The organism is Streptomyces sp. NPDC008313 (assembly GCF_042956125.1).
Taxonomy (GTDB): domain Bacteria; phylum Actinomycetota; class Actinomycetes; order Streptomycetales; family Streptomycetaceae; genus Streptomyces.
This window is the reverse complement of the sequence record NZ_JBIBFR010000030.1, coordinates 1-23,997: the sequence shown is the minus strand read 5'-3', so window position 1 is coordinate 23,997 and position 23,997 is coordinate 1. Positions and strand designations below refer to the sequence as shown.

The window sequence follows — 23,997 nt, the reverse complement described above, 5'->3', positions numbered from 1 at the left end:
CCCGCCGGGTTCGGCCGGGGGCGAAGACGCATTGTCGAGGCCATCACCGCTGATCCCGGACGGTCCGGCTCTCGTGCGAGGATTCGGCGTGGCCGTCGCGGCAGGCGAGGATGGGCCGCATGTGTGTGACGAGTGGGTGGATGCGATGCACCGGGGACCGGCCGCTACGGCCGTGCCGCTCCGCCGGGGAGGGGACGGCACGATGAGTACGCCGCTGTACCAGCTGAAGGCCGAGTTCTTCAAGACGATCGGTCATCCCGCGCGCATCCGGGTCCTGGAGCTGCTGAGCGAGCGCGAGCACGCGGTCGCCGAGATGCTGCCCGAGGTGGGCATCGAGCCGGCCCATCTGTCCCAGCAGCTCGCCGTGCTGCGCCGGGCCAACCTGGTGGTCACCCGCAAGGAGGGCTCCACCGTGTACTACTCGCTGACCAGTCCGCACATCGCCGAACTGCTCGGGGTCGCCCGCACCATCCTGTCCGGCGTGCTGGCCGGGCAGGCGGAACTGCTCGCCGATCTGCGGGCCGCCCAGACGCAGTCGAAACCGCCGTCGTAACGACGGCCCGCGGCGGTCCGGCGGTGAACGTCATCGGGTGCTGAGTGCGGCGGCGCGCCGGTCGGTCACCCGTACGAGTGGGGGTGGGAGGGGCCACGCAGGGGAAAAGGCATGGTAGTCGGTGAGTCATCGACGGCCTCTCCCCAGGCTTCGGCCCTCCTCCCCCACCGCACGGAGGTACCCCCATGCTGCGCGGCATCGACGTCAGTTCCTACCAGTCCTCGTCCTTCGACACGGACGGTCTGTCCTTCGTCTTCATCAAGGCGACGGAGGGCCGCTCGTACGTCAACTCGAAGCTCGGCGCCCAGACCAAGACGGCGCGCGACGGCGACTGCGTGGTCGGCTTCTATCACTTCCTGTGGCCGGGCCACATCACCGCCCAGGCCGAGTACTTCGTGAGCAAGGCCCCCGAGAAGTCGGGCGACATCCTCGCCGTCGACTGGGAGACCACTGGCGACGGCACCCACGCGAGCAACAGCGAGAAGGACCGCTTCATCCGCAAGGTCAAGGAGCTCCGCCCGCACCACCGGGTGATCCTCTACTGCAACCGCAACTTCTGGCTCAACATCGACACCACCTCGTACGCGGGTGACGGCCTCTGGATCGCCGACTACGTGACCGCGGGCAAGCCCCGCATCAAGGCCAAGTGGCGCTTCCACCAGTACAGCAGCAGCCCGCACGACAAGAACGTCGCGAAGTTCGACAGCCGCGCCGACCTGCGGGACTGGGCGACGCCGTAGGCTTCGTGGCATGGACGGGACAGTCACCGCGGTCAGCAGCAACGGCGCGTACTCCTTCACCAAGCCGAACCGCGAGAGCATCACGCTGCTCGCCGGACTGGGCGTGGAGGGGGACGTCCACGCGGGCGAGACGGTGAAGCACCGGTTCCGGATGCGCCGCGATCCGTCGCAGCCCAATCTGCGGCAGGTGCACCTCCTCCACGAGGAGCTGTTCGCCGAGGTGGCCCGAGCCGGGTTCACGGTCACGCCCGGCGGCCTCGGGGAGAACGTCACCACCCGGGGCGTCGACCTGCTGGGGCTGCCCACCGGCACACTGCTGCGCCTCGGCGACGAGGCCGTCGTCGAGATCACCGGGCTGCGCAACCGTTCCTAGTCAGTGAGCAGGAGTGAGTCTTGGACCCATTCCTGGCCACTGCGGACATTCCGAACGGTTTTGGATGTCCTGGTCGCCCGCGTTCTCGCCGCGTCCGGCTGCATGGATCGTGTCCGTGGTCCGGGAATGCGGGGGCGGGGTTCCTCGCGCCCGAGGGTGCCCGGTCGGGCCTGGACGGTCCGATGCCCGTGCACATCGCTCTGGTGTGCACGGGGCGGTGCTGTCCGTCGCCGGATCGGATGCCCTTGGGCGCGTCGCCCGATCGCGATGCTCGCGGCATCGTGACGGGTCGTCTTACGTCGGGGTGCGGTCATCGGCTTCTGCCAGTGCTGGGCGCCCCATTTCGAGGTGTACGCCGGATCGACGGCGATGATGCTGATGCCGGTCTGATCGGCCATCGAGGTCAGCCGGGCGCGCAGCTTGCCGGTGGGCATGCCGGAGATGAGCCGTCTGAAGCGGCGTCGGTGGCCGTGTTTCTCGCGGGTCTTCTCCGCCGTGAAGTCGAGGTCCTCGACGGCGATTGCCGTGACGCCACAGGACTTCGCCCAGTTCAGCAGGCGCGACAGGGCGTGCCGCACTTGGGCGTCACGATGGTCTGCGCTGCCCGACAGGTCGTAGAAGAACCGGCGGGGCTGCCCGATCGGGTTCCCATGGGCATCGAGGCGCCACGCAGCCAGGTGATCAGCGTTGGTGTCCACGCCGATCACGCCGTGGGCGAGCGCTGCCTGGAGTGAGACGGTCTTCGTCGGCGGGATCTGCCAGGAGGCGGTCACGTACCAGCGTCCACGCCGCACGTCGTAGTGGATGCGGTAGGCGACGGCCCGGTTGGCTTGCGCGCGGTCGGCCCATTCTTCGCCGCGGTGCGGGAAGCGTACCTTCGCGGAGAGTACGTACCGGCCGTGCCCGGCATTGGCCAGGTCGGTGAGCGGAGCGGGCAGTTTGATACTGACCTCGCCCCCGGGTGAGATGCGGATCGTCTCGTTCCCGAAGCGTTTCCCGGACTCCCCGTCGGCCTGGAGGAACCAGCGCCCGGCTTCCCAGCGTTCACGCCATTCAGCCTCGGTGAGTTGCGCGTTGCCGAGGGTGTGGCGGGTGCCCAGCAGACATTTGCCGCCCCGCACCACGTGTACGACACCGCTCTCACGGTCGGCGCGGACCGTGTCGAGCCGGTCTTCGAGGACATGAAGGCGGCGCGTCTTGTTGAACCATTCGTGGGCGGAACGGTAGCCGCCCGGAGTGCGCTTGCCACCCTTGTCGCCGACCGGGAGCGACAGACGGTGCCGGATCGTCCTGACGCCGGCTTCGAGAGACTGAAGGTGCGCGGTCTGCCCACGCCGGGCCAGTGCCCACTGGTCGTGCGTGGCCTTGGTGATACTTCCCGCCCACCGCGAAGACGACTCGGCTGTCAGCTCCCGCTTCCGCGCCGCCCAGGTGTCAGCGGAGTGTCCAAGTCCGTCACCGCAGCGGGCCTTGAGGTCCTTCGACGCGAGCGAGCCGAGGTGCGCGCCCACCCGCCTGAGCACCTTCTCGTCCTCGGGTGTGAGGTGCTTGAGGCGGTCACGCACCGCCACGCCGGACGGCCCCGGAGCCACGAACGGCGCCGCCACGTCCCGCAGCCCACCCACCGCGACCACCCGCCCCTCCACGGCCCGAAGACACCGCCATCACACCCAACGACCACCACCGGGAAAGGTCACCCATTCGAGACAAGAACCTCAGTTCCCCGATGCGAGGCCCCTCCACAAGCAGCCGGACCTCACTCATGCGCACCAATGCTCACTCGTGTGCCGTCACCCGGCACCAGCTCACAACCCCTGCGCCCAGATCGACACCTACCGGCAGGGCCTGCTCAAGCAGGTGGTCGGGCGGGACGAGAGCGGCGCGGCCGTCCTCAAGTCCGGGGTGATGAGCGTCGTCCGCACCGGCGGCGTGGTGCGGCCGGGAGACCCGGTCGTGACGGAGCTGCCCACCGGACCGCACCGGCCGCTGGAGACGGTCTGAGGCCGGCGGCGAGCCCCTCACGCCTCACCCCCTGAACGCCGCCGGGCGCTCCGGTGACGCCTCCGCCAGCGCCTTGGTGACCGCCTCGACGCCCGCCCGCAGTCCGTACACCGGGGTGTCGGGCTGCTGGCGCCAGGAGTCGTCCAGCCCTCCGGCGTCGACCGTGTCGAAGCCGAGTTCGTCGATGAGGTCGCGGACGAGCCGCTTCCCGGCCTCGTCGTCACCGGCCACCGGGAGGGCCATGCGGTCCGGGTCGCCCGCCGGCCGGGGCCGCTCGAGGATGTCCTGGGCGTACGTGCCGTTGAACGCCTTGACGACGGTGTGGCCGATCTGCCGGGCCGTCCAGCGGCTCTCCGTCAGCCCTTCGTCCTCGATCGCGTCGATCCTGCCGTCCCGCTGTTGCGGGTAGTAGTTGCCGGTGTCGAGGACCGTGACGTCCTCGGCCGCCCCGTCGAGGAATCCGGCCGGAAGGCCGGGTACGGCCTTCAGCGGGACGGTGACCACGACGAGCCGCGCCCCGCGCGCCGCCTCCTCGGCCGTCACCGGGGTCGCCCCGGTCTCCTCGGCGAGCGCGGTGAGGGTGTGGGGTCCGCGGGAGTTGGCGACGGAGACGTCGTGTCCGAGGGCGGTGAGCCGCCGGGTGAGGTTCCCGCCGATGTTGCCCGCGCCGATGATGCCGATCTTCATGACATTCCTGCCCTTCCACGCCGGTCGATCCGGTCGCTGCGACCGCTCTGACGGAGGTCACCAACCGACGGTCGTCGCGGGCTATTCCGGTCGCGTCCCCGATGGCGGACAGGCGCCGGACCGGAGCGCTCCACGCGAAAGGGCGCCCGCCGGACTTCGGCGGGCGCCCCGGGGGGCCGTGCGGCTCACTACTTGTTCAGGTGGGCCCAGAACTCGTCGAACGACAGGAGCTTGTCCCCGTTGAGGTCGCGGGCGGCGATCAGGGACTCCGCCACCGATTCGGTGACGTTCCAGTCCCCGCCCTGAGCGAGAGCGGACTTGAACTCGGCGGGGGTGATGAACCCGTCGCCGTCCGCGTCGATCCGCTCGAACGCCTTGCGTGCTTCCTCGATGTCCGCCACCGGTTCCGCCCCTTCTTGGTGCTTGATGCCAGGCCCTCCGGCCTTGCTGACGGAGGTCAGATTAACGGGCCGGGCGCGGGTGCGGCGCGGCGACCACCTCTGCGAGGCCGTGCCCCCGGTGGGGGCGGAGGCGCTGTTCGCCGGGTAGGGCGGTGGCGAGGGGCGGCTCAGCGGAAGATTCCGGTGTGGCCCAGGGAGTAGCGGCCCGGCTGGGGGTAGACCGCAAGGCCGTGCGGGCCGCTGCCCACGGGGATCCGGGCGAGCTGTTCGCCGGTGCGGGTGTCGATGGCGTACACCTCGGAGTCGTAGCGCCCGGAGAGCCACAGGACCTTGCCGTCGGCGGAGACGCCGCCCATGTCCGGGCTGCCGCCGTGGGGCAGGCGCCACTTCTCGGTCAGCTCGTTCCGGGCGAAGTCGAAGACGGAGACGGTGCCCTCGCCGCGGTTGGAGATGTACATCTCGCGCGAGTCCCGGCTGACGTACAGACCGTGGCAGCCCTTTCCGGTGGGCAGGAACGAGGGCGCGGTGAACGTGTCGCCGTCCAGCACCCACACCCCGTTCGCCACCATGTCGGCGATGTAGAACCTGCTGCCGTCCGGGGCGATCTTCACGTCCTGCGGCATGGCCCCCTGGAAGGGCAGCTTCTGCCGGCCGACGACCTTCATCCTCGCGGTATCGACCTTCAGCAGTTCCCCGCTGAACTCGCAGGAGACGATGAAGTAGCGGCCGTCGGGCGAGAAGTCGGCGTGGTTGACGCCGTAACAGGCGACCGGCTCGGTCTTCACCCGCTTCATGGTGTGGGCGTCGCGGAAGACCAGCTCGCGGTCGAGGGAGGCCATGACGATCGCGTACTTGCCGTCGGGCGTGAAGTAGAGGTTGTACGGGTCGTGGACGTCGACCGGCTTGCCGGCCTTCCCGGTCCTCGGGTCGATGGGCGTGAGGCTGTTGCCCTTGTCGTTGTTGACCCACAGCGTCTTCAGGTCCCAGGACGGCACGACGTGCTGCGGCTGGGCGCCGACCGGGATCGTCTCGATCACCTTGTACGTCCTGGGGTCGATGACCGAGACGGTGTCCGAGTTGGTGTTGGGGACGTAGACGCGGGAGGGGAAATCTTTGACCACCGGGGAGAGCCGGTTCGGTCGGTCGGCGGCGTAGACATCCTTCGGGTCGAGGAGGGGCGGCATCCCGGGCAGTCCCGCGGCCACCGCCTTCCCGGGTCCGGCCGACTTCGCCGGGTCGGCGGGCGCCACCGCGCCCTGGGTGCCCGGGGCCTTGTGCGCGTGATCCTCGCCCCCGGCGCAGCCCGCGAGGAGGGCGAGGGCTGCCAGGGCGGCACCGGCGAGGGGGACGCGCCGGCGGTGACCGGGGCGCTTCGGGTACGTGGTGGGCTCGGCGTGGTCCGGGTGCGTGGGGGCGTATCCGTGCATCAGCTCAGCAGCTCCGTGGTGGTCACCGCGCGCAGACCGCGGCGGTCGAGTGCTTCCAGGACGGCGGGCAGCGCGGTGACCGTGTCCGCGTACCCGAAGTGCAGGCTCACGACCGACCCGTCGCGGATCTCGCCGATGACCTTGCGAGTGATCGCCGGGGCGCCCGGCGAGGTGAAGTCGAGCGAGTCGACGTCGTACGAGAGCACGTGCGGGTAGCCCGCGCGGTGGGCCAGCCGTTCGACGAGCGGTGAGGCCCGTACGGCGCGGGAGGGCCGGAACCAGGTGCCGATGGATCCCGTCAGCCGCCGCAACCGCTCGGCGCAGCCCCGGATCTCCGCGTCCGCCTCCGCCTCGGACATGGCGTTGACGTCCAGGTGGCGCTGGGTGTGGTTGCCGAGGTCGTGACCGGCGTCGACGATCCGCCGGGCCAGCTCCGGGTGCTCGTCCAGCCAGCCGCCGACGGCGAGCACGGTGACGCGGGCGCCGTGCCGCTCGGCCGTGCCGAGCAGCGCCCGGGCGACGGCGGGGTCGCCCTGTCCGTGGAAGGTGAGGGCGACGCGGGCGCGGTCGCGGGGGCCGTGGCCGATCTGGCCGGGCTGCCCGGGGAAGCGGCGGGGCGCGGGTGCGGCGCGGGGCGCGTGCGCCGCGGTGGGCGCGGCGGCGGACGCGGGTGCGGTCCGTGCCGTGTCCCGCGCCACCGCCGCCCGGTGTCCGGCGGCGGCCCCGCCCGCGCCGCACCCGGCGCACGCGCACGCCGCCGCGGCGCCGGGCACACCGGTGACGGCGAGCCCGGCCCCGGCCCGCAGCACCGAGCGCCGGGCGGGCCCGCGGACCTGGGCCGGTGCCGCACGGGCGGGGGGCGCGTCGCTGGAGGGCTGGGTACGGGGGGCCGGCTCGATCACCCGCCCATTTAAGTCCTACTTGCACATGAAAGTGCTGATTGCCCGCCTTGAGCGGACGCGCGGGTCGCGAGGGAAGCGGGCCGGCGCCGGACGACCGTCACCGGAGGACACGGAGGCGCAGGGGTGGGGGCGGGCGCGTCGCGGAGGGAGCGGTGACCGTACACCGGGAAGAAAGCCAGTGTTTTTGGATCATCCGCTCACGTCTGCGATAGTCGAACACGCGACTTCCACCCATTGACCCGGGCCACGGTCGTCGCCCGCGTCGTGGCGCACACCCCTTTCGCCCCGCGACGCCGGGAAGGCCCCGGCCGCCCCACGGCCGGAGCCTTCCCCTCTCACCGGCCGGGCCCGCGAACGGTCAGCGGTCGCCCACGCGCATCTCGAACCAGGTGGTCTTCCCGCGCGGCAGCAGGTCCACGCCCCAGCGGTCGGCGAGCCGGTCGACGAGGAACAGGCCCCGGCCGCTGACGTCCATGTCCTGCACGGGCATCAGACAGGGCAGCCCCCGCGAGGGGTCGCGGACCTCGACCCTGATCCAGCCCCGGCGGCGGCGCATCCGCAGCCCGAAGACGCGGGCACCCGTGTGCCGTACGGCGTTGCCGACGAGCTCGGAGACGAGGAGGACGGCGTCCTCGGTGAGCTTGGGCGAGAGTCCCCAGTGGCGCAGCACCACCACCTGGGCCAGCCGGCGGGCGGTGGCCGCGGACTCCGGGCGGGACGGCAGCGGCACTTCCGCCTCCGTCGGGTTGCCGAACAACTCCAGCGCCTTGAGCGCCCGTTCGTCCTCCACCGCAGGCGACCAGCGCGCCGCGGTCGCACCTGGGTGCCGCCGCGGCTGTTCGATACCCTCCAGCCCCGCCATGCCCCCCATCATGGCCGCCCGGAACGGCCTCCGGGGCCGTTCCGAAGGAATGCGCCCCCCGGAAGCCTTCGTTCTGATTGATCTGACAGGCATATGCCACAGGTATGCGGGGTGCACCGACGCCCCGTCCGACCTGCGGCGGCCGACCCTCGGGGGCAAGCGCCCGCGTCCCCCGGAGGGACGCCTCCAACGGCGCGGTACGAACCGCCCAGTAACTCCGGCGCAGGGGCGCAGGGTCTAGAGGAACTTCGCCTTGCCCGGACCCTCCTCGACGAAGCTGCGCATCCCGCGCTCGCGGTCCTCGGTGGCGAACAGGCCCGCGAACCAGTTCCGTTCGACGGCGAGGCCGGTCTCGATGTCCGTCTCCAGGCCGGTGTCGACCGACTCCTTGGCGGCGCGCAGCGCGAGCGCGGGGCCGCGCGCGAGCCGTGCCGCCCAGGCGTGGGCCTCGGTGTACACCTCGTCGGCGGCCACGACCCGGTCGACGAGACCGAGGTTCAGCGCCTCGTCGGCCTTCACCATGCGGCCCGTGAAGATGAGGTCCTTCGCCCGGGAGGGGCCGATCAGCCGGGACAGGCGCTGGGTGCCGCCCGCGCCCGGGATCAGGCCCAGCAGGATCTCCGGCTGGCCGAGCTTCGCGTTCTCCCCGGCGATGCGGTAGTCGGCGCACAGCGCCAGTTCGCAGCCGCCGCCGAGCGCGTACCCGGTGACGGCGGCGACGACCGGCTTGGGGATGCGGGCGACGGCGGTGAAGGAGTCCTGCAGGGCCCGGGAGCGTACGACCATCGCCGTATGGTCCATGGCCTGCATCTCCTTGATGTCCGCGCCCGCCGCGAACACCTTCTCGCCGCCGTACAGCACCACCGCGCGCACGTCCTCGCGGCGCGTGGCCTCCTCGGCGAGTTCCTTGAGCCGGTCCTGGGTGGCGACGTCCAGCGCGTTCATCGGCGGACGGTCCAGACGGATGGTGCCGACGCCCTCGGCCACTTCGAGATGCACAGTCATGGGAGCAGGTTAGTGGCCGTTAACGGTTACGGGCCCGGTGTGCTCGGTCACAGAGCACACCGGGCCCGTCCCGGCCACGAGGGGGCGAGGTCCGCGGGGACCTCGGGGGCGGCTACGCCGTCCACTTCTCCCAGGACATGTTCCAGCCGTTGTAGCCGTTGTCCGGGGCGACCGTGCGGTCGTGGGAGTTCTTCACCACGACGACGTCACCGACCATCGAGTGGTCGAAGAACCACCCGGCGGGCAGGCTGCGGTCGCCGCCGCCGCGGACGTCGCGCAGGCCGATGCAGCCGTGGCTGGAGTTGTAGTTGCCGAAGGCTCCGCCACCCCAGTAGTTGCCGTGGATGAAGGTGCCGGACGTGGTCAGGCGCATGGCGTCCGGCACGTCCTTGATGTCGTACTCGCCGCCGTAGCCGACCGTCTCGCCGTTCATCCGGGTCACCCGCAGGCGCTCGCTGATGACCATCTGGCCGTTCCACGTGTCGTAGCCCGGCTTGCCGGTGGTGACGGGGATCGTCTTGTAGACCTTGCCGTCGCGCCTGACCGTCATCTTGTGGGTCTTGGCGTCGACCGTGGAGACCTGGCTGCGGCCGATCGTGAACTTCACGGTCTTGGCCTGCTTGCCGTAGACGCCCGGCCTGCCCTCGACGCCGTCGAGGTCGAGGTGGACGGTGACCTTCGTGCCGGCCTTCCAGTACTCCTCGGGACGGAAGTCGAGGCGGTCGTTGCCGAACCAGTGGCCCTGGACGTCGACCGCGGGTTCGGTGGTGATCCGGATCGCCTTCTCGACGTCCTCGGGGTGGGTGATGCCCCGGGTGAAGTGGACCGAGAACGGCATGCCGACACCGACCTTGGCGCCGTTCTCCGGGGTGTAGATGCCGGCGAAGGTGTTCTTCGGGGTCAGCGTGGTGAACGCGGACTCCTCGGCGGCCTCACGGCCGTCCGAGTCCTTGGCCACCGCGTGGACCTTGTACTTGGTGGCCGAGGCGAGATGCGTCGCGGGGGTCCAGGTGGCGCCCCCGCCGGTTATCTTCCCGTCGACCGCGTGGCCCTTGGTGTCCTCGACCTCGACCTCGGTCAGCTTGCCCTTGGCGGCGGTCACCTTGAGGGCGCCACTGGTGGCCACGTCGTCCGCGCCGTCCTTGGGGGCGATCGTCACGACCGCCCGCGAGACCTTGGTGTCGGCCTGACCGGATCCCTTGCTCTTCGCGTCCCCGGACCCGGTACCCGAGTCCCCTCCCCCGCCGCAGGCGGTCACCGTCAGCATCAGGACGCCCAGCAGCATCGCCAGGATCCCCTTGCTCCCGTGTGCCCGCGCGCCAACCGAAGCCCCCGATATCGGTCGCCCGTTCACGTGTCGCTCTCCCCTCGCACGGCCTGATCAGGCCCGCACCCCCGCGCATCTCGCGCGCATATTGCGCTAATTAATCACACCGTCACGATCAATCAACCACCGCGTTTGTCACTGTTCCGTTCCAACTTCAACGGATGTGACCGGCGACGACGGTGCGGTTCGCGGTGGCGGGCCGCCGGGACGGGCGCGCCGGAGCGGAGGAGGTCGCTCCGGCGGCGTCGGGGGCCCCGGACCGCCGAGCGGAACCGACGCGCCTACGGGTCACGAGACGAACGGGGCGCGCGTACACGTCAGTCGAGCGCCGTGCCCGCCTTCCACTTCTCCCAGGTCATGTTCCAGCCGCCGAGTCCGTTGTCGGGGGCGACCTTCTTGTCGCGGCTGTTGACCACCTCGACGACGTCCCCGATGAGGCTGCGGTCGAAGAACCAGCCGGCGGGGGTGTCCGAGCCGCCGCCCTTCACGTCCTCCAGACCGACGCAGCCGTGGCTGACATTCGTGTGGCCGAAGGCGTCCGGTGCCCAGTAGTTGCCGTGCAGGAAGGTGCCCGAGGTGGTGAGCCGCATGGCGTGGGGGACGTCCGGGATGTCGTACTCGCCGCCGAAACCGACCGTGCGGCTGTTCATCCGGGTCATCTCCAGCATCTCCGTGACGACCATCTTCCCGTTGTACGTCGTCGTCCCCGGGGCCCCCGCGGTGATCGGCACGGTGGCGAGCAGGTCCCCGCCCCGGCGGACCTCCATGGTGTGCGCGGCGGCGTCGACGAGACTCGTCTGGCCCCGGCCCACGGTGAACGAGACCGTCTTGTGCTGGAGCCCGTACACGCCCGGCGCGCCTTCGACGTCCCGCAGGCGCAGCGCGACCGTGACCCGGGTGCCCGGCTTCCAGTACTTCTCGGGGCGGAAGTCGACACGGTCCCGGCCGAACCAGTGCGGACGGATCTCGGCCGGCGGCTCCGCCGTCACCTCGATCGCTCGTTCGACGGCGGCCCGGTCCTCGATCCTCCGGCTGAACTCCAGTGAGACGATCATGCCGGTGCCGACCGTGGAGCGGTTCTCCGGAACGACGTATCCGATGAACCGCTTGCCGGGGACGTACGTCGTGAACGTCGAGTGGCGTGCCGAGCGGTGCCCGTGGGCGTCCAGCGCCACCGCGTCGACCGTGTAGCGGGCGGCCAGGGCGAGCCGGCGGGGGCCGGTGGGCCGCCAGACCAAACCGTTCCCGGACACGCGCCCGGGGACCTCGGCCTCCTGGGCGTCCTGCCGGCGGACGACCTTGACGGACTCCAGGCGCCCGCCCGGCACCCGTACCTCCAGTCCCTCCTCCGGGCGTACGCCCCTGCTCCCGTCGGCCGGCGAGACGCGGATCGAGTCCCCTCGCGAAAGGGGTTTGCCCAGCACCTCGTCCGTTCCGTCCGAGGTGCAGCCGGCGGCCCCGGCCAGCAGGCCCGCCCAAGTCAGTACGGCGGCCAGCGCGGCCCCGGCGCGTCGAGCGCGCGTCTGTACGTGCATCACGCCGAACCCAACGACGGTCACCCTCCTGGGGAAACGTGAGTGCGAGCCGCGCTCTGGGCAGAACAGTGGGGAGAACGACGTGACGGGGAGCCGCGGCCGGGACGCCGCGCTCCCTCTCCCACGCCGTTCCGCCGAGCCGCGGGAGGCTGACCGGTGTCGAGCGCACCCGAGCAGGAGGCAGTCCAGGAAGGGCAGCGGGGGGTACGCCACGCCCCGCGCGCCGGGCTGCCCGCACAGCAGCACGGCCCGCTGCTGAACGGCACCCTCCACCCGGCGCCGGAGGTGCCCGTGTGGCCGGGGGCGCCGACCCCCCTGGGGGCGCGTTTCCGCGTCGGCCCGGACGGGGTCGCGGGCACCAACTTCGCGCTGTGGGCGGGCGGCGCCGAGGCCGTCGAGCTGTGCCTCTTCGACGAGGAGGGCGACGGGCGCGACGGGGCGGCCGTCGAGACCCGCGTGGCGCTGAGCGAACTGACGCACGAGATCTGGCACGGATTCGTCCCCGGTGTGCTGCCCGGCCGGCGGTACGGCTTCCGGGTGCACGGCCGCTGGGACCCGTGGACCGGCGCCCGCTGGAATCCGGCGAAGCTGCTCCTCGACCCGTACGCGCGCGCCGTGGACGGCGGGCCGGGCAACGACTACGGCCGGCTGCCTCCCGAGGTGTACGGGCACGTCCGGGACTGGCCGCAGCAGCAGGTCGCGGACACCGTGCGCGACGACCGGGACTCGGCGCCGTACGTCCCCAAGGGTGTCGTCGTGCACGACGGAGGGCCCGACGAGTGGTCGGACGACCGCCGCCCCAAGACGCCGTGGGCGGACTCGGTCATCTACGAACTGCACGTCAGGGGATTCACCCGGACGCACCCGGGAGTCCCCGGGGAACTGCGGGGCACGTACGCGGGGCTCGCGCACCCGGCGGCGGTCGACCACCTGGTGCGGCTCGGGGTCACGGCGGTCGAACTGCTGCCGGTGCACCAGTTCGCGCACGAGGACCATCTGCTGCGCAAGGGGCTGCGCAACTACTGGGGCTACAACTCGATCGGCTACTTCGCGCCGCACGCCTCCTACGCGGCGTCCGGTACGACAGGGCAGCAGGTCGGCGAGTTCAAACGGATGGTCCGGGCGCTGCACGCGGCCGGCATCGAGGTCATCCTCGACGTGGTCTACAACCACACGGCGGAGGCGGGCGAGCTGGGCCCCATGCTGTCCCTGCGCGGCATCGACAACCGGGGCTACTACCGGCTCCAGGCCGACGCCCGCCGGTACGCGGACTACACCGGGTGCGGGAACACCCTGCACGTCGTCCAGCCGCACGTCCTGCGGCTGATCACCGACTCCCTGCGGTACTGGGTGACCGAGATGGGCGTGGACGGCTTCCGCTTCGACCTGGCGGCGGCCCTGGCCCGCTCCATGCACGACGTGGACATGCTCTCGCCGTTCCTCGCCGTCATCGCGCAGGACCCGGTGCTGCGCCGGGTGAAGCTGATCGCGGAACCCTGGGACGTGGGTTCGGGCGGCTACCAGGTCGGCGCCTTCCCGCCCCTGTGGACGGAGTGGAACGACCGCTACCGCGACGCCGTACGGGACTTCTGGCGCGGGGCCCTGCCCGACGTGCGGGACCTCGGCTACCGGCTCTCCGGCTCCAGCGACCTGTACGCCTGGGGCGGGCGCCGTCCGTACGCCTCCGTCAACTTCGTCACCGCGCACGACGGTTTCACGCTGCGGGACCTCGTGTCGTACGAGCGCAAGCACAACGAGGCCAACGGCGAGGGCAACCGGGACGGCACGGAGGACAACCGCTCCTGGAACTGCGGCGCGGAGGGCGAGACGGACGACGAGGGCGTACGGTCCCTGCGCCGGCGCCAGCTGCGCAACCTGCTCACCACGCTGCTGCTGTCGACGGGCGTGCCGATGCTGGTGGCCGGTGACGAGCTGGGGCGCACGCAGGGCGGCAACAACAACGCGTACTGCCAGGACAACGAGATCAGCTGGGTCGACTGGTCGCACCTCGACGACCCGGGCTGGCGGGCGCTGTTCGACCTGACGTCCCGGCTGATCGGGCTGCGGCACGCCCATCCGGTGCTGCGGCGGCGCGCCTTCTTCTCGGGCCGGCCGCACTCCGCCGACGGGCTGCGGGACCTGGCGTGGTTCACGGCGCGGGGCGCCGAGATGACGGAGGCCGACTGGTACGCGCCGGCCTCGACGCTCGGCATGTACCTCTCCGGGCGGGACATCCCGGGCCGGGACGAGCGCGGTGTCCCGATCGTCGACGACAGCTTCCTCGCCGTACTGCACGCCGGGGACCGGCCGGCCGACTACGTCCTTCCGGGGCCGCCGTGGGCCGAGCGGTACGAGGTCGTCGTCGACACGTCGCTGGAGGAGCAGGCGCGGACGCCGGGAGCGGTGCACCGGGCAGGGGACACGATCTCCGTGCCGGGCCGGTCGGTGCTGCTGCTGAGAGTGGGCTGACGCCACCCGGACGCGCGCCCGAAAGCGCCGAAACTCGGTGGGCGCTGTCAGTGCCGAACCGTAGGCTCGCTCCTGATGTCCACCACACCTGTCTCCACCGAGCAACCCGTCGGCGCCGGCCCGGACCCGGCCGGCCGTTCCACCGTGGGGAGCCTGCTGCGTCTGTGGCCGTACGTGCGGCCGGTGCGCGCCCGGCTGGCGACGGCCGCGTCCGTCGCGGTGCTCGCCTCGTGCACCGGCCTGGTCATCCCGCTCGTGCTGAAGTGGATGGTCGACGGGCCGGTCGCCGACCGCGATCCGGGGGGCGTGTGGCTCGGCGCGCTGTACCTGCTGCTGCTCGGGGTGACGGAGGCGGGCCTGTTCGGGCTGAGGCGGTGGCTGGTCGCGCGGCCTCTGACCCGGGTCGAGGCGGAGATGCGGGCCGGCCTCTACCGGCATCTGCAGCGGCTCCCGGTCTCCTTCCACGACCGGTGGGCATCCGGCCAGTTGCTGTCCCGGGGCACCACGGACCTGATGCTGCTGCGGATGTTCCTGGCGTTCCCGCTGACATTCCTGCTGGTCAACGGCGTCACCATCCTGGTCGGCGTGATCATCATGCTGATCCAGCAGTGGACGCTGGGCCTGGTGCTCCTCGCGCCCGTCGTGCCCGTGATCTTCGTCTGCTGGCTCTTCGAGAGCCGCTACTCGAAGGTGGCCAGACAGGCACAGGACCAGGTCGGGGACCTGACGACGGTCGTCGAGGAGAGCGTGCTCGGCATCCGCATCATCAAGGGGTTCGGGCGCCACCGCAGCCAGGCCGACGCGTTCCGCGCGCTGTCCGGGACGCTGCGGAGCACCGAGCTGGGCAAGGCGCGGCTGCTCGCGTCCATCTGGGCGGTCATCGTCACCCTGCCGGAACTGGCCATCGGTGCGGCGCTCGTCCTCGGCACGGTCCAGGTCGCCGACGGCGATCTGTCGGCGGGGACACTGGTCGCCTTCCTCTCCACGGCCCTCGCGCTGCGCTGGCCGGTCGACTCCATCGGCTTCCTGCTCGCCATGAGCCAGGAGGCGGCGACGGCGACGGAGCGGTACTTCGAGGTGATGGACGCCGAGCCGGAGTCCGAGCCGGCGGCGGCCGGGGCGGTGCGTACGGGCTCCCGTGAGGACGGGCTGCGGTTCGACGCCGTCGGCTTCCGGTACCCGGACGCCGACCCGGAGGCGCCCGCCGTACTGGAGCACATCGACCTGCACATCCGTTCGGGCGAGTCGATGGCGCTGGTCGGCGCGACCGGTACGGGCAAGACGACCCTCACCGCGCTCGTCCCCCGGCTGCACGAGGCGACGTCGGGCCGGATCACCCTGGACGGCGAGGACATCACGCGGCTGCCCCGCGAGACGCTCCGCTCGCTGGTCGCGGTCGCCTTCGAGGAGCCGACCCTCTTCTCCGCCACCGTCGGCGAGAACGTGCTGATGGGCGCCGGGGACGGCGCGGGCGAGGAGGATCTGGAGCGGGCCCTGGCCGTCGCCCAGGCCGACTTCACCCACGCGCTCCCGCAGGGCACCGCCACCCAGGTGGGCGAGCAGGGCCTGAGCCTCTCCGGCGGCCAGCGCCAGCGCCTCGCCCTGGCCCGCGCGGTCGTGGGCCGGCCCCGCTTCCTCGTCCTGGACGACCCGCTCTCGGCCCTGGACGTGCACACCGAGGCCGCGGTCGAGGCGGCGCTGCGCCGGGTCCTGGCGGAGACCACCGCGCTGATCGTCGCGCACCGCCCGTCCACGGTCCTGCTCGCCGACCGCGTGGCCCTGCTCTCCGGCGGACGGATCACCGCCGTGGGCACCCATCACGAACTGCTGCGGACGAACGCCGAGTACGCCCGGCTGATGTCCGGAACCGAAGGCACCGAGGAGGACGGCCGATGACGGCGCCCACGACGACCGCGCCGGACCGGGACCCCGACGGGAACCGGCCGTCCGGGCAGTCCGACGAGGCCGGCACCGAACAGGCCGACTCCTTCGACCGGGACACCCTCCCCGCGCCGCCGGGCGCTACGGGCGCGCTGCTGCGTTCGCTGCTCGCCCCGATGCGGGCCCGTGTGGTCCTGACGGCCGTCCTGCTGCTCTTCCAGCAGGCGGCCGTGCAGGCGGGACCGCTGCTGGTGGCGTACGCCATCGACCGTGCCGTGCCGGCGTTCCGGCGCGACGACCACGGGCCGCTGATCGCGGTGGGCGCCGGGTACCTCCTGTGCGCGCTGGTGTCCGGCACCCTGCAGTACGCGTTCATCGCGTCGTCCGCGCGCGTCAACCAGGACGTGCTGCTGGATCTGCGCGGCCGGATCTTCCGTCACGCGCAGGCGCTCAGCGTCGACTTCCACGAGCGCTACACCTCGGGCCGGCTGATCTCCCGCTCCACCACGGACGTCGAGTCCCTGCGCGAGCTGCTCAGCGAGGGCCTCCAGGAACTGATCACGGTCATCCTGTCCTTCGTCTTCATCTCGGCGATGCTGCTCTGGCTGGATCTGGGGATCGGCGCGGTCGCGGTGGCCTCCTTCGGGCCGCTCCACTTCCTGGTCCGCCGCTACCGCCGCCGTGCGAGCGCGCTGTACGCGGTGCGGTCCACCGCGATCGCCCGGGTCATCGTGAAGTTCGCGGAGACGATGAACGGCATCCGTCCGGTGCGCGCCTTCCGCCGGGAGGCGGTGAACGACGCCGAGTTCGACGTCCTCAACCGCGCCCACGAGCGGGTCAACGGCGACGCGATCCTGGAGATGGCCCGTTACGTCGTCGGCTCCCGCCTGGTCGCCAACACGGCGGTCGCCGGGATGGTGCTGTGGGGCGCGTACCGCGTCGCGTCGGGCTCGCTGGCGCTGGGCGTGCTGGCGGCGGCGGTGCTCTACCTGCGCCGCCTGTACGACCCGATCGACCGGCTGGGCATGTTCCTGAACTCCTACCAGTCGGCGGCGGCCTCGCTGGAGAAGATCGCGGGCCTGCTGGCCCAGACCCCGTCCGTGCCGGAGCCGTCGTCGCCGCGGCCGCTGCCCGCCCTGGAGTCCGAGCACCCGGGCCGCGAGGTCGTCTTCGACGAGGTCCGCTTCGCCTACCGCACGGGCGGCGAGGTCCTCCCCCGCTTCTCGCTGACCCTTCCGGCGGGCCAGACCGTGGCCGTCGTCGGCTCCACCGGCGCGGGCAAGTCCACCCTGGCCAAACTGCTGGCCCGGTTCTACGACCCCACCGACGGCCGGGTGCTGCTGGACGGCGTCGACCTGCGCGACCTGTCGGTGCCGGAGCTGCGGCGCGGCGTGGTGATGGTCACCCAGGAGGCGTTCCTGTTCTCCGGCACGGTCGCCGAGAACATCGCGATCGGCCGCCCCGACGCCACCCGCGAGGAGATCGAGCAAGCCGCCAAGGCCATCGGCGCGCACGACTTCATCGCCGCGCTGCCCGACGGGTACGACACCGACGTCCGCAAGCGGGGCGGCCGCATCTCCGCCGGCCAGCGCCAGCTGGTGGCGTTCGCGCGGGCGCTGCTCGCGGACCCGGCCGTACTGATCCTCGACGAGGCGACCAGCTCCCTGGACATCCCGGGCGAGCGGGCCGTCCAGCGGGCCATGTCGACGGTGCTGCGCGGCCGTACCGCCGTCGTCATCGCGCACCGCCTGTCGACGGTGGAGATCGCCGACCGCGTCCTCGTCATGGAGCACGGCCGCGTGGTCGAGGACGGTCCTCCGGCGCGCCTCGTCGCGGACACGGGCAGGTTCGCGGACCTGCACCGGGCCTGGCAGGACAGTCTGGTCTAGGGCCTCTCGAGGACAGCGGGTCGGTTCGTCACAGCCGATGAGGGGACGCGGGGGACTGCGGAGTTGGGGTCGAAGCCCGCGAACGCCGATCCGATGACGAAGCCGGCCACTTCCTCCAACTGGCGGACGCGATCCAGCGAGCCGAGAATCGCCGGCGTCCCGCCGACGTCACGCGCCAACTCGCCGACGACATGCAGTGCCGCGGAATCGTCGCCGCACATCGCCACCGTCACGTCGGCCCGGCCCCCGCCGGGAGAGCTCGTCCACTGGTCGGCGGGAAAGAGATGGAACGCCTTGACGACATGTGCTCCTGGAGCGAGCCCGGCGATCCGCCTCGCCATCGACTCGCCGTGCTCGGTGAGCAGAACACCGACACCATGCGCGACAGCGTTGCTGGGATCGATCAACGGCGTCCCCTCAAGCAAGCCGTCGGACGCGCCCACCAGCCTCAGCATGTCCTCGATGCCGTCCCAGGACACGGCGAGCAGCACCGCATCGCGCCCGATGACCGCCTCACGCGGCGCGACGGCGAGCACTCCTCGGCCCAGCCGCTCAGCAAGCCTCTCCGCCTTGGCCTGCGACCGCCCGCCGATCACCACCTCATGCCCTGCCCGTGACCAGCCCTCGCCCAAGGCCGCCGCCAACGTCCCTGTCCCCAGGATCCCGATGCGCATGGATGCTTCCTCTCGAGTGACAGTCGGATGGGCAGCCACGGTAAGGAAGGCGTCGCGCACCGATCGGTGCGCGACGACCGCGCGAAGATGGGCGACAGGATGACTGACCACGAGGACCACTGCTACGAGTTGGTCGCTGACTGCCGTCTGCGCGCGGCCACCGACCTCTTCGTCCACACCTGGGACCCCGTTGTGCTGGCAGCACTTCGCCCTGGCCCGCGCCGACGCCGCGAGCTGCGCGCCACGATCGGTGGCATCAGCGACAAGGTCATGACCGACACGTTGCGTCGGTTGCTCTCCAGCGGCCTGGTCGACCGCCACGCACATGCCGAAGCGCCACCTCGCGTCGAGTACAGCCTGACGAGGCTGGGGCAGAGCCTCGTCGAGGGCCCCATGATGGCGCTCGGCCGCTGGGCAGTCGAGCACGGTGACGAGCTTCTCGAAGCGCAGGACAACGCGACAATTGGGCGGCCACTGGGCCGCAGCACTCTGTCAGGGGGGCGGCCATGACACGTGCCTTTCTGCCCTGTCTTGAACCGGCGCCGCTGTTTCACGAAGAGGTCTCTGCCATCCCGAACACGGCGTTGGACAGGGTGCCGTGTTCGGCAGCACCGCCGGCCTGTCGGTGTCCGGCTGGCTGACGACCCCGACGCACATTCTCGCTAAAGCCAGTGCGCACGAGAAGGCGGAACCTGCTTCTCGTTCGGATCAGGCCGGGTTCGCGTCCGCCGGGGGCCGGTCCAGGCCGGCCGCGGGCAGCCGTCCGGCCCGCGCGGTTCATGGCCACCTGACCGGGGCCGACCTGAGCATTGTTCAGGTTCGGGTGTACGCCACGAGGCGAGTTCGTTTACCGAACATGACGAACCGGACAACGAACGATTTCCGGCCAAGTTCTTGATGCGCCCCTGACAGACCATGCGATCTCCTGCCACTCTTCCCACGGCCGCTTCACAGCAACCTCACAGACCCAGCCGCTGTGCCGCGGCGCGCATCGCCCCTGTGCAACTGGTTCCGCGTTCCGACCTGTTCTGCCCGGACGGGCCAACCCACCGTCCGGCTCCCCTGGCCGCGCAACCCGTGGCCGCGCAGAAGGAGTCAGTGTTGAGAAGCAGCGCCTCCCACAGACGTACCCCCCACACAGCCCGCCGCCGCGCGGCGGCCGGCGCACTCGTCGCCGCCACCGCACTACTGGCCGCCGCCGTCCAGTCGGGCGCCGCGAGCGCCGACGACGCCCCCGCGGCCAAGGCCCACAAGGGCGCCATGGCCGTCAAGCTCACGCCGTCGCAGCGCGCCGAGCTGATCCGCGAGGCCAACTCCACCAAGGCGGACACCGCCTCCGACCTGGGCCTCGGGGCCAAGGAGAAGCTGGTCGTCCGCGACGTCGTCAAGGACGCCGACGGCACGGTCCACACCCGCTACGAGCGCACCTACGACGGCCTCCCGGTCCTCGGCGGCGACCTCGTGGTCGACACCGCCAAGTCCGGGAAGACCGAGGGCGTCATCAAGGCGACGCGGGCCACCATCAAGGTCGCCTCGCTCAAGCCCACGGTCAGCGCGGCGAAAGCCCAGAAGCAGGCCGAGGCCGCCGCGAAGGCCCAGGGCGCCGAGAAGCCCGCCGCGGACCGCGCGCGCAAGGTGGTCTGGGCGGCGGACGGCAAGCCCGTCCTCGCGTACGAGACGGTCGTCGGCGGCCTCCAGGAGGACGGCACCCCGAACGAGCTGCACGTCATCACGGACGCGGACAGCGGCAAGAAGCTGTACGAGTACCAGGGCATCGAGACCGGCACCGGCCACACCACGTACAGCGGCACGGTGACACTCGGGACGTCGCAGTCCGGGTCGTCGTACACGCTCACCGACACCGCGCGCGGCAACCACAAGACGTACAACCTCAACCACGGCTCGTCCGGCACCGGCACGCTCTTCACCGGCTCCGACGACGACTGGGGCAACGGCACTTCGTCCAGCGCGGAGACGGCCGGCGCGGACGCCCACTACGGCGCCGCGCTGACCTGGGACTACTACAAGAACGTGCACGGCCGCTCGGGCATCCGCGGTGACGGCGTCGGCGCCTACTCCCGGGTGCACTACGGGAACAACTACGTCAACGCCTTCTGGGACGACAGCTGCTTCTGCATGACGTACGGCGACGGCTCGGGCAACACCCATCCGCTGACCGCCATCGACGTGGCCGGTCACGAGATGAGCCACGGCGTCACGTCCAACACGGCGGGCCTCAACTACAGCGGTGAGTCCGGCGGTCTGAACGAGGCCACCTCCGACATCTTCGGCACCGCCGTCGAGTTCTACGCCAACAACCCGTCCGACGTCGGTGACTACCTCATCGGCGAGGAGATCGACATCAACGGCGACGGCTCGCCGCTGCGCTACATGGACAAGCCCAGCAAGGACGGCGCGTCCAAGGACTACTGGTACTCGGGCATCGGCGGCGTCGACGTCCACTACTCGTCGGGTCCGGCCAACCACTTCTTCTACCTGCTCAGCGAGGGCAGCGGCAGCAAGGTCATCAACGGCGTGACCTACAACTCGCCCACCTCGGACGGCCTTCCGGTCACCGGCATCGGCCGCGCCAAGGCGGAGCAGATCTGGTTCAAGGCGCTGAGCACCAAGTTCACGTCGACGACCAACTACGCGGGCGCCCGTACCGGCACCCTCGCGGCGGCCGGTGAGCTGTACGGCACGACGAGCGCCGAGTACAAGGCCGTGCAGGACGCGTGGGCCGGCGTGGCCGTGGGTTCGCGGTCCGGCGGCGGTGGCGGCGACGGCACCACGTTCGAGAACACCGCCGACGTGTCGATTCCGGACTACGGCTCCGCGGTCACCTCCTCGATCAGTGTCACCGGGCGGACGGGCAACGCGCCCTCCAACCTCCAGGTCACGGTCGACATCGTGCACACGTGGAGCGGCGACCTGGTCGTCGACCTGGTGGCCCCGGACGGCACCGCGTACAACCTGCGCAACCGCACCGGCGGCTCCGCGGACGACATCAAGCAGACCTTCACGGTCAACGCGTCCTCGGAGACGGCCAACGGCGTCTGGAAGCTGAGGGTCCAGGACAAGGCGCGGTACGACACCGGCTACATCAACGGCTGGAAGCTGACGTTCCCGTAGGCCCGTCCGCACCGCGTCCACGACCGGCCCCCGCCTGACGCGGAGCCAGGAACAGGGCGCCGCCCCGGAGGTTCGACTCCCCGGGGCGGCGCCCTCTCACATGGCCCCACGGGCCCGTCGCCCGGTCCTCGCGGCCCTCCCGACCTTCCCCACCCGCAAGATCTTGTCCGTATTGCGTGCACTGATGTTCATTCAACGAACGTTTTACCGTCAAGATTTGGTTCAACCCATGGCATGTACGCGACGTAGATGGCACTGTCTCCACCGCACGGCTCACACGCACCACCGACTTCACCACGTCCGGACCGGCCACCCCAAGGGCCGCCCGGTCGTCCCCCCACTGATGAAGGAGTTGTCGTGACCCCTCGCTACGCGCGTAAGCGCACGACCCTGGCCATCGCGACCGCCGTCGCCGCCGGGGCCCTGCTCGCCACCGGCATGACCACCGGCGCCTCCGCGCAGAACGCGCCCTCCTCCGGCCCGACCACCCTCGCCGCCGCGCCCGTTCAGCTCTCCGCCGCCGCGCGCACCACCCTCATCGCGAAGGCCGACGCCGCGAGCGCCGAGACGGCCGACAGCATAGGCCTCGGCGCCAAGGAGAAGCTCGTCGTCCGCGACGTCGTCAAGGACGCCGACGGCACGGTCCACACCCGCTACGAGCGCACCTACGACGGCCTCCCGGTCCTCGGTGGCGACCTCGTCGTCCACACCTCGAAGTCCGGCAAGACGAGAGGCGTCACCAAGGCCACCAAGGCCACGCTCAAGGTCGCCTCGCTGAAGCCGGAGATCGCCGCGTCGACGGCGCGGAAGCAGGCCGTCTCGGCCGCGAAGTCCGCGGGCGCCGAGAAGCCCGCCGCGGACAAGGCCCCCCGCCAGGTCGTCTGGGCCGCCACCGGCAAGCCCGTCCTCGCCTACGAGACGGTCGTCGGCGGCCTCCAGGACGACGGCACCCCGAACGAGCTGCACGTCATCACCGACGCGGCCACCGGCAAGAAGCTGTACGAGTACCAGGGCATCGAGACCGGCACCGGCAAGAGCGAGTACTCCGGCACCGTCACGATCGGCACCACGAAGTCCGGCACGACGTACCAGCTCAGCGACTCCACGCGCGGCGGCCACAAGACGTACAACCTGAACCACGGCACCTCCGGCAAGGGCACGCTCTTCACCGACGCGGACGACACGTGGGGCACCGGCTCCCCGTCGAACACGCAGACCGCAGCCGTCGACGCCGCGTACGGCGCCCAGGAGACCTGGGACTTCTACAAGAACACCTTCGGCCGCAACGGCATCAAGAACAACGGCGTCGGCGCCTACTCGCGCGTCCACTACGGCAACTCGTACGTCAACGCCTTCTGGGACGACAGCTGCTTCTGCATGACGTACGGCGACGGCTCCGGCAACTCCGCCCCGCTGACGTCGCTGGACGTGGCCGGCCACGAGATGAGCCACGGCGTCACCTCGAACACGGCGGGCCTCAACTACAGCGGTGAGTCCGGCGGTCTGAACGAGGCGACGTCCGACATCTTCGGCACCGCCGTCGAGTTCTACGCCAACAACTCCTCCGACGTCGGTGACTACCTCATCGGCGAGGAGATCGACATCAACGGCGACGGCTCGCCGCTGCGCTACATGGACAAGCCCAGCAAGGACGGCGGCTCGCGGGACAGCTGGTCCTCCACGCTCGGCAACCTGGACGTGCACTACTCGTCCGGACCGGCGAACCACTTCTTCTACATGCTGAGCGAGGGCAGCGGCAGCAAGACCATCAACGGGGTCACCTACAACTCCCCGACCTCGAACGGCTCGACGGTCACCGGCATCGGCCGCGCCAAGGCCGTCCAGATCTGGTACAAGGCCCTGACCACGTACATGACGTCCACGACGAAGTACTCGGGTGCCCGCACGGCCACCCTGAACGCCGCGTCGGCGCTGTACGGATCGGGCAGCACCGAGTACAAGGCCGTCAACGCGGCCTGGGCCGCGGTCAACGTGAGCTGACGCTCCCGGCGTGAGCCGGCCCTCCCCCGGGAGCGACCGGTGACAGTGAGCGTTTTCAACGGGACCACTGATCGGGTGACGCCGGTCAGGTCGAGGTGAGGACCGCAACGCACAAGGCTCCCGTGCCGTTGGTGGAGG

Annotated in this window: 18 protein-coding genes and 2 pseudogenes; 10 read left to right on the top strand and 10 right to left on the bottom strand. The window is 71.1% G+C overall.

Translation table 11 applies throughout. The features are described 5' to 3' along the window. The first annotated feature begins 202 nt into the window (after positions 1–202). The 3 genes and pseudogenes from ACFY93_RS30495 to ACFY93_RS30485 form a co-directional block, all read left to right on the top strand. The gene (locus ACFY93_RS30495; RefSeq protein ID WP_391364979.1) at positions 203–553 is read left to right on the top strand and encodes a metalloregulator ArsR/SmtB family transcription factor; all 351 of its coding nucleotides are present in this window, start codon (positions 203–205) and stop codon (positions 551–553) included. A gap of 185 nt (positions 554–738) precedes the next feature. Continuing rightward, positions 739–1,293, top strand: a complete 555-nt coding sequence (locus ACFY93_RS30490) for a GH25 family lysozyme (RefSeq protein WP_391364977.1) — start codon at positions 739–741, stop codon at positions 1,291–1,293. A gap of 10 nt (positions 1,294–1,303) precedes the next feature. Continuing rightward, positions 1,304–1,657, top strand: a pseudogene (locus tag ACFY93_RS30485) (MOSC domain-containing protein); the annotation flags it as partial. A gap of 5 nt (positions 1,658–1,662) precedes the next feature. Here the strand turns inward: ACFY93_RS30485 and ACFY93_RS30480 are convergent. Beyond that, positions 1,663–3,291: an IS200/IS605 family accessory protein TnpB-related protein gene (locus tag ACFY93_RS30480; RefSeq protein ID WP_391365094.1), complete on the bottom strand. Its 1,629-nt coding sequence runs from the start codon at positions 3,289–3,291 to the stop codon at positions 1,663–1,665. A gap of 184 nt (positions 3,292–3,475) precedes the next feature. On the opposite strand from ACFY93_RS30480, the pseudogene ACFY93_RS30475 reads away from it, so the two are divergent. After that, a pseudogene (locus ACFY93_RS30475) lies at positions 3,476–3,667 on the top strand (MOSC domain-containing protein); the annotation flags it as partial. 24 nt (positions 3,668–3,691) lie between these two features. On the opposite strand, the gene ACFY93_RS30470 reads toward ACFY93_RS30475, so the two are convergent. The 8 genes from ACFY93_RS30470 to ACFY93_RS30435 form a co-directional block, all read right to left on the bottom strand. Beyond that, positions 3,692–4,354 carry an NAD(P)-binding domain-containing protein gene (locus ACFY93_RS30470; protein ID WP_391364975.1) on the bottom strand — a complete coding sequence of 221 codons (663 nt, stop codon included), beginning with the start codon at positions 4,352–4,354 and terminating at the stop codon, positions 3,692–3,694. Positions 4,355–4,542: 188 nt separating this feature from the next. Then, positions 4,543–4,755, bottom strand: coding sequence for an EF-hand domain-containing protein (locus ACFY93_RS30465; protein WP_391364973.1), 213 nt, complete (start codon positions 4,753–4,755; stop codon positions 4,543–4,545). Between the two features lie 167 nt (positions 4,756–4,922). After that, positions 4,923–6,182, bottom strand: coding sequence for a beta-propeller fold lactonase family protein (locus ACFY93_RS30460; RefSeq protein ID WP_391364971.1), 1,260 nt, complete (start codon positions 6,180–6,182; stop codon positions 4,923–4,925). Beyond that, positions 6,182–6,991: a polysaccharide deacetylase family protein gene (locus ACFY93_RS30455; protein ID WP_391365092.1), complete on the bottom strand. Its 810-nt coding sequence runs from the start codon at positions 6,989–6,991 to the stop codon at positions 6,182–6,184. Before ACFY93_RS30455 ends, ACFY93_RS30460 begins: the two co-directional genes overlap by 1 nt. Positions 6,992–7,442: 451 nt before the next feature. Then, the gene (locus ACFY93_RS30450; RefSeq protein WP_391364969.1) at positions 7,443–7,946 is read right to left on the bottom strand and encodes an ATP-binding protein; all 504 of its coding nucleotides are present in this window, start codon (positions 7,944–7,946) and stop codon (positions 7,443–7,445) included. Positions 7,947–8,183: 237 nt separating this feature from the next. Then, positions 8,184–8,951 (bottom strand): enoyl-CoA hydratase-related protein, encoded by a 768-nt coding sequence (locus ACFY93_RS30445; RefSeq protein ID WP_391364967.1) that lies wholly within the window; start codon positions 8,949–8,951, stop codon positions 8,184–8,186. Positions 8,952–9,063: 112 nt separating this feature from the next. Then, positions 9,064–10,305, bottom strand: a complete 1,242-nt coding sequence (locus tag ACFY93_RS30440; protein WP_391364965.1) for an Ig-like domain-containing protein — start codon at positions 10,303–10,305, stop codon at positions 9,064–9,066. 290 nt (positions 10,306–10,595) lie between these two features. Further along, entirely contained in the window at positions 10,596–11,816 is a 1,221-nt protein-coding gene (locus tag ACFY93_RS30435) for an Ig-like domain-containing protein (RefSeq protein ID WP_391364963.1), read from the bottom strand. A gap of 153 nt (positions 11,817–11,969) precedes the next feature. On the opposite strand from ACFY93_RS30435, the gene glgX reads away from it, so the two are divergent. The 3 genes from glgX (at position 11,970) to ACFY93_RS30420 (ending at position 18,052) form a co-directional block, all read left to right on the top strand. Beyond that, positions 11,970–14,282 (top strand): glycogen debranching protein GlgX, encoded by a 2,313-nt coding sequence (glgX, locus tag ACFY93_RS30430; RefSeq protein ID WP_391364961.1) that lies wholly within the window; start codon positions 11,970–11,972, stop codon positions 14,280–14,282. A gap of 75 nt (positions 14,283–14,357) precedes the next feature. Next, positions 14,358–16,178 carry an ABC transporter transmembrane domain-containing protein gene (locus ACFY93_RS30425; protein WP_391364959.1) on the top strand — a complete coding sequence of 607 codons (1,821 nt, stop codon included), beginning with the start codon at positions 14,358–14,360 and terminating at the stop codon, positions 16,176–16,178. Continuing rightward, on the top strand, positions 16,175–18,052 hold the full coding sequence (locus tag ACFY93_RS30420) for an ATP-binding cassette domain-containing protein (protein ID WP_391364957.1): 1,878 nt from the start codon (positions 16,175–16,177) through the stop codon (positions 18,050–18,052). Before ACFY93_RS30425 ends, ACFY93_RS30420 begins: the two co-directional genes overlap by 4 nt. Here ACFY93_RS30420 and ACFY93_RS30415 read toward each other — a convergent pair. Beyond that, on the bottom strand, positions 18,049–18,726 hold the full coding sequence (locus ACFY93_RS30415) for an NAD(P)-binding domain-containing protein (protein ID WP_391364955.1): 678 nt from the start codon (positions 18,724–18,726) through the stop codon (positions 18,049–18,051). The genes ACFY93_RS30420 and ACFY93_RS30415 overlap by 4 nt on opposite strands. A gap of 99 nt (positions 18,727–18,825) precedes the next feature. Between ACFY93_RS30415 and ACFY93_RS30410 the strand changes: the two genes are divergently transcribed. The 3 genes from ACFY93_RS30410 (at position 18,826) to ACFY93_RS30400 (ending at position 23,859) form a co-directional block, all read left to right on the top strand. Next, complete coding sequence (locus tag ACFY93_RS30410) at positions 18,826–19,236, top strand: winged helix-turn-helix transcriptional regulator (RefSeq protein WP_391365090.1); 411 nt, start codon at positions 18,826–18,828, stop codon at positions 19,234–19,236. Positions 19,237–19,827: 591 nt separating this feature from the next. Further along, positions 19,828–21,858: a M4 family metallopeptidase gene (locus ACFY93_RS30405; RefSeq protein ID WP_391364953.1), complete on the top strand. Its 2,031-nt coding sequence runs from the start codon at positions 19,828–19,830 to the stop codon at positions 21,856–21,858. A gap of 357 nt (positions 21,859–22,215) precedes the next feature. Then, the gene (locus ACFY93_RS30400; protein WP_391364951.1) at positions 22,216–23,859 is read left to right on the top strand and encodes a M4 family metallopeptidase; all 1,644 of its coding nucleotides are present in this window, start codon (positions 22,216–22,218) and stop codon (positions 23,857–23,859) included. The last annotated feature ends 138 nt before the right edge of the window (positions 23,860–23,997 follow it).

Excerpts from the sequence above, each read along its gene's own strand:
- ACFY93_RS30495 (WP_391364979.1), top strand. The coding sequence starts at position 203 with ATGAGTACGCCGCTGTACCAGCTGAAGGCCGAGTTCTTCAAGACGATC.
- ACFY93_RS30490 (WP_391364977.1), top strand. The coding sequence starts at position 739 with ATGCTGCGCGGCATCGACGTCAGTTCCTACCAGTCCTCGTCCTTCGAC.
- ACFY93_RS30470 (WP_391364975.1), bottom strand. The coding sequence starts at position 4,354 with ATGAAGATCGGCATCATCGGCGCGGGCAACATCGGCGGGAACCTCACC.
- ACFY93_RS30460 (WP_391364971.1), bottom strand. The coding sequence starts at position 6,182 with ATGCACGGATACGCCCCCACGCACCCGGACCACGCCGAGCCCACCACG.
- ACFY93_RS30450 (WP_391364969.1), bottom strand. The coding sequence starts at position 7,946 with ATGGCGGGGCTGGAGGGTATCGAACAGCCGCGGCGGCACCCAGGTGCG.
- ACFY93_RS30445 (WP_391364967.1), bottom strand. The coding sequence starts at position 8,951 with ATGACTGTGCATCTCGAAGTGGCCGAGGGCGTCGGCACCATCCGTCTG.
- ACFY93_RS30425 (WP_391364959.1), top strand. The coding sequence starts at position 14,358 with ATGTCCACCACACCTGTCTCCACCGAGCAACCCGTCGGCGCCGGCCCG.
- ACFY93_RS30420 (WP_391364957.1), top strand. The coding sequence starts at position 16,175 with ATGACGGCGCCCACGACGACCGCGCCGGACCGGGACCCCGACGGGAAC.
- ACFY93_RS30415 (WP_391364955.1), bottom strand. The coding sequence starts at position 18,726 with ATGCGCATCGGGATCCTGGGGACAGGGACGTTGGCGGCGGCCTTGGGC.
- ACFY93_RS30410 (WP_391365090.1), top strand. The coding sequence starts at position 18,826 with ATGACTGACCACGAGGACCACTGCTACGAGTTGGTCGCTGACTGCCGT.